The organism is Blastocatellia bacterium (genome assembly GCA_025054955.1).
Taxonomy (GTDB): domain Bacteria; phylum Acidobacteriota; class Blastocatellia; order HR10; family J050; genus JANWZE01.
On sequence record JANWZE010000117.1, the window covers coordinates 1 to 3,609 of the forward strand.

Annotated in this window: 4 protein-coding genes; all 4 read right to left on the bottom strand. The window is 56.4% G+C overall.

Annotation, left to right across the window (positions count from 1 at the left end; translation table 11 throughout):
• Window positions 1-1,012: MmgE/PrpD family protein (locus NZ823_15080; protein MCS6806452.1), on the bottom strand; the 1,012-nt coding region annotated here is incomplete at its 3' end.
• Window positions 1,013-1,223: 211 nt separating this feature from the next.
• Window positions 1,224-1,769, bottom strand: a complete 546-nt coding sequence (locus NZ823_15085) for an HDIG domain-containing protein (GenBank protein MCS6806453.1) — start codon at window positions 1,767-1,769, stop codon at window positions 1,224-1,226.
• Complete coding sequence (locus NZ823_15090) at window positions 1,766-2,572, bottom strand: citryl-CoA lyase (protein MCS6806454.1); 807 nt, start codon at window positions 2,570-2,572, stop codon at window positions 1,766-1,768. The genes NZ823_15085 and NZ823_15090 overlap by 4 nt, the downstream gene beginning before the upstream one ends.
• Before the next feature lie 95 nt (window positions 2,573-2,667).
• Window positions 2,668-3,588: a CoA-binding protein gene (locus tag NZ823_15095; protein MCS6806455.1), complete on the bottom strand. Its 921-nt coding sequence runs from the start codon at window positions 3,586-3,588 to the stop codon at window positions 2,668-2,670.
• Window positions 3,589-3,609: the final 21 nt, after the last annotated feature.

Sequence of the window (3,609 nt, forward strand, 5' to 3'; positions counted from 1 at the left end):
CAATGGCTGCTGCCAGACAATACGGCAGACTGTGATCAGCCGTCTCTTTCGACGTGATTTCGTACTTGGATGGATCAGACAAAATGTCCGCAGCGCGAGCAATCGTTTGGACTTCGACCAGCTCGATTTCCTCCGGGTGCAAATCGTGTTCGTGAACGAGCTGGAGTGTGGCCGTGATCGGTGAATGGGTCAGTGCCTCGCTCGGATAGGGCTTCATCGAACAATCAACGATCTTGAATTCACTGCCCAATCCGGCGACTAATCGCGCTGGGTCCCACTTCACACCAAGCTGCGCGAACAAGCCTTCTTTGCCTTCAAAAATCGCCTCCGGACCGACGTAGCCGCGTTGAGCTAACAGCGCCGCAAAGACGCCGCTTTGCGTGGCCATCGGATCAACCGTGTTTTTCATCATCGTCAGATGACCGGCCGTGACCGCGCCCAGCGTTAGATTGTGCGAACCAGAGATGCCAATGGCATGAACATACTGCTCAGGCTGGAGCCGTAGGATTTTGCCAGCGACCACAGGCGAGGCTAACTGCGTCAAGCTGGCATGATGCCAACCAATTTCACGAATGCCCGGAAAGGCCGCTTCACACAAGCGCATCTCCAGATCATAGGCAATGATGATGGCCGTAATGACTTCTTGGCCGGAGCTGCGCTGGCGCTCACCCAACGACAATGCAGCCGGAATCAAGTCGCTCGGATGCGATGGGTCTTGTTTCCAGTACACGTCGTTGTAGTCCATCGAACGAATCATCAGACTGTTGAGCAAAGCCGCATTCACCGCATTCGTTCGATCGCCAAAGGCAATCAGCGTGGCTTCGGCAGTGCCGCCCATCTCGACGATGACATCGCGGGCAATGCGACAATCGGCTACATGAAATCCGCCCAGCGCGCAGCCAATCGAATCCAGAAGAAACCGTTTTGCTTCGGTGACAGCCGCTGACGGAAGATCGCTGAAGCTCAGGGCCGCTGCATATTCAGCCCATTGTTGAGAGATCGTTTTACCCATAAGGCCCTCTATGGGGAAATCCGAAATCCGAATATCGAAATCCCAAGCCCTCTGCGAGGGAAATCCCAAATCGCAAGCACGAAATCCGAAACAAGTTGAAGCGTTCAAAACCTCAATGTTCCAAACACTGCCCTAATCCTTGTTTCACATTTGAGAGTTTGGTCATTGGACTTTGTTTCGGATTTCGTGCTTCGGATTTCCCCGCAGGGGCTCAGAACGGTCGCTTCTTACTCAGCAAGTCAAAACTAATGAAATCGGCGTGATGGAAGACGATGGATTCAGGCGAGCGCGTCACATGATCGCCTTCCTTGGAGTGCGTGGCAATCACATGCATCACAGCTTCGGGCAACCCACGACGGTAGGCCATGCCTACGCCGCTGAACGGGTGTCGGAGCAGCTCTCCTTTGCGGCTGCGCACATAACGGCCATCCGACTTTTCATACTCGATCAGTTTGCCCACATCGGCCAACAGCGCGCCGGCAATCAAATGATCGCGGTTGATGCTGAGCCGTTCGCCATAGGCATCACGCAAGACCTTTTCTATCTCGATGCACAAACGGCAGACCGTTCGCACATGTTCGATAAAGCTCACAGTCGGGTTGTCAGCCCACAGACTGAACGGCATGCGCAGTAAATCGTCGAGCTGCCAACCGCCTTCACGCAGCGCGTCTTCCCAGACGGCCAGCGCTTGCTCACGCAGGCGTTCGTCTCGAATCTGGGTAAACTCAGGAATCATGGCTTGAATTTGATCCTTCATACTTCTGCTGGCTCCTTCTCTGAAATTCGCTGCAACTGCCTCTCGGCTGGTCCATCGTATTCGATGTCGGTGCGATGCAGCCGTCGCATCGGCTTGAACCGAGTGCGCTCTTCGATCACATGAGCTACCAAGCCTGGCACGCGCGCGATCATGAAAAATGCGTCGGCCAGGATTGGCGGAAACTCCATGTCACAGAGGATCGCCGCAATTGCTCCATCAGCATTGATGGGGAGGTCTTTGCCATACGCTTGCTTCATGGCCGATTCAATGGCTGTGGCCATCTGGATGTACGCGCCGCTCACGCCTAACTGCTCAGCGAGCTGGAGCAGCCGCTTCGTGCGCGGATCATCGGTGTGCAACCGGTGACCATAGCCGGCGATCCGCCGATGCGCGCGCTGATGCGACGCCACAAGCCACTGAGCTGCCTCCTGAAGCGACACGTCTTTCTGGCGCTGAAACTCGACGGCCTCATGCAAAGCCTGCATGCACTCCTCAATCGCGCCGCCATGATAATGCGAGATGGCTAGAATACCGCCCGCTACCGCGGCATTCAGCTCAGCGCCCGTCGTGGCAATGGTTCGCGCGGTCAAGCTCGACGGCGGCGTGGGCCCATGATCAATCACGGAGACCAAAATCGCTTCAATCATCCTGCCTTCGTTGCGCTTGGGCAGTTCCCCTCTCAGCGTGAGATACACCGCCTCGCCAAACGAGACAACGCCGATTAACTGCTCGATTGGATAGCCGCGAAGCAAAATGCTATTGCGTTCAACCTTTGAAACTGCTGTCTTCCACGTCTCGTCCACTCTGCCCTCCTAACCCCAAATCCCAAGCACGAAATCCGAAACGTTTCGGATTTGGGATTTCGTGCTTCGGATTTTCCCTCGAAGAGGGTTACGGATCACGGAATGATCGGCGCAACGCCGAGCTGTTCAACTACCTGCTTGGTCACTGCTGGCACATCGTTAAACGACTCGACCACATACGCGCCTGCTGCCCGTAATCGGGAGACCTTGCCTTCATACGTGCCGCGCTCCCCTTCGATAATGGCCCCAGCATGAGAAAATCGTGTGCCCGATTGCGCCGCTTTGCCTCCAATGTATGCCACGAGCGGTTTCGTGAAGGCGCCGCGCTCGATCAGCTCGGCTACTCGCTCCTCTTGCGTGGTTCCAATTTCACCGAACATCACCACTGCCGCCGTCTGTTCATCCGCTTCGAATAGCTCTAACACATCGGGCAGCGGCAATCCCACGACCGCATCGCCGCCCACATGCACGATAGTGCTCACGCCAACGCCATGCTTGCATAAGTAGTAGCCAGTCGAAACGCTCATCCCACCGCTGCGCGAGACGATTCCCACCGGCCCCGGTTGAAACCATGCCTTGGCCGATGCAGCGCGGCCACCAACCATGCCCAGCAATCCCTTGCCCGGACTCAATACGCCAACCGTGTTCGGCCCGACAAACCGAATCCCTCGTTGCTGCGCGGCATGCACGATCTCCAACACGTCATACAGCGGCACGCGATCCGGAATGAGCACGAGCAACTTGATGTCAGCAGCAATCGCTTCCAGTGCAGCATCTTTGACTAGCGGAGCCGGAACAAAAATCACGCTGATGTCTACGGGGCCGACCTGTTCGATTGCTTCCTCGACCGTGTCGAAAACCGGTACGCCATGAACTGTCTCACCACCCTTGCCTGGGGTGCAGCCCGCCACAACCTGCGTTCCATACTCAAGCATGAGCCGTGTGCGCAGCAGCCCTTCACGGCCCGTGATGCCCTGCACCAGCACGCGCTTGGTTTGGTCTATCAAAATCGCCATCACTCACGATCATCAGCCGAC